The 1,548-nt window shown below is 69.6% G+C and carries 2 protein-coding genes; both read right to left on the bottom strand.

Annotation, left to right across the window (positions count from 1 at the left end; genetic code table 11):
* Positions 1 to 200 precede the first annotated feature (200 nt).
* Positions 201 to 1,112 (bottom strand): menaquinone biosynthetic enzyme MqnA/MqnD family protein, encoded by a 912-nt coding sequence (locus ACFY1P_RS35385; RefSeq protein ID WP_390753013.1) that lies wholly within the window; start codon positions 1,110 to 1,112, stop codon positions 201 to 203.
* A gap of 8 nt (positions 1,113 to 1,120) precedes the next feature.
* Positions 1,121 to 1,411: a ferredoxin gene (locus ACFY1P_RS35380; RefSeq protein WP_361535782.1), complete on the bottom strand. Its 291-nt coding sequence runs from the start codon at positions 1,409 to 1,411 to the stop codon at positions 1,121 to 1,123.
* Between the last annotated feature and the right edge of the window lie 137 nt (positions 1,412 to 1,548).

The following is a 1,548-nucleotide window of genomic DNA, read 5'->3' as shown; positions in this document are numbered from 1 at the left end:
CGCCGCGCCCAGGGCGTGCAGCGGCGCCGAACGGTACAGCTCCAGCGCCTCCCCCGCAGTGATCCGGCCACCGGCAGCGGCACGGTCGAGGACGGCGGACAGTCCTGGGTGCTGCTCTTCGAACGTCGGCATATCGCTGCCCTTTCCAGAGTTCATCGGCATGTCGATCAGGGCGGAGCCCACCGGCCCGGGCGCCTGATTCACTTCTTGTCGGCGGCAGCGGGATCCAGCAGCCGCACCCGGACGTCCGGCGGGAATCCCTCGTCGTCGCCCCCGGCCCTGCGGGCGAATTCCTCGATTCCGGCCAACTGGCGGTCGCCCAGGCCGTAGTCGAGGGCCTCGGTGAAATACCGCTTCAGCGTCGGTGCGTCGAAATCACCCCAACGGGCGGCCATCTCGCTCACCTTGTCCACCTCGGACAGGGCGAGATCCCGGGCGGCCAGCAGCGCCTGGTGGACCCGGTGCACGGTTTCCGGCTCCTTCGCCAGGAAATCGCGCCGGGCGGCGAACACCGCGAAGACGAAGGGCAGTCCGGTCCACTGCCGCCACAGCTGCCCGAGGTCGTAGACGTGGAGCCCCTGCCGGGGCGCCTCCAGCAGGGAGGCCCGCAGCGCCGGGTCGCCGATGACCACGGCGGCCGACGCCTGCGACAGCATCGCGCCCAGGTCCGGCGGGCAGACGAAGTAGTCCGGTTTGACGCCGGTCCGCTCCCGCAGCAGGAGCTGCGCCAGCAGCACCGACGTACGGCTCGTGTCGCAGAGCGCGACGCGCTCCCCGTCGAGTTCCTCCAGCGGCTTCTCGCTGACGATCAGGCAGGACATCACCGGGCCGTCGCTGCCGATGCCGATGCCCGGGAGCGCGACCAATTCGTCGGCGTGACGCAGGAATTCGACGAGGCTGATGGGCCCCATGTCGAGCTCACCGGCGACGAGCGCGGCATTGAGGTGGTCCGGGGTGTCCGAGGTCAGATCGAGGTCGAGCAGGCTGCCGGTCCTGGCCAGTCCCCAGGAAAGGGGCAGGCAGTTCAGGAACTGGATATGCCCGACCTTGGGCCGCCGGGGCGGAATGCGCACCTCCGCGGAAGGGGCGGCCGGTGTTTCCGCGCGCGTCATCTCGCTGCTCACGCGTCGGGACCGTAGACCTCGGTACGGTCGCTCCGGCGGCGTACGTGGATGCAGTCGCCGGGGCAGTCCTTCACGGAATCCACCACGTCCCGCAGGAGCGGCAGCGGCACGGGCACGGCCGCGCCAGGCTCCTGGCGCAACTCGTCCTCCGCGTCCTTCACATAGGCGAGTCCGTCGATGTCCAGCTCGAAGACGTCCGGCGCGTACTGCGCGCAGATTCCGTCTCCGGTGCACAGATCCTGGTCGATCCAGACTTCGAGGTCTTCGTCGGGCGCATGCGTGGTCATAAGGGGTCCGCCGATCGTCGTCGTGGGGTACTCGGTGGGAATTCAGACGCGCATGGGCTGGGGCGATTCCCGCAGCGAGGCATCCGGGCCCGGGTACTCACGGATCGTCTCGTACCGCGTGTTCCGCTCCACCGGAC

Origin of the sequence: Streptomyces sp. NPDC001407, assembly GCF_042895325.1 — a bacterium.
GTDB lineage: Bacteria > Actinomycetota > Actinomycetes > Streptomycetales > Streptomycetaceae > Streptomyces.
This window is presented reverse-complemented; position numbering and strand designations above follow the sequence as displayed.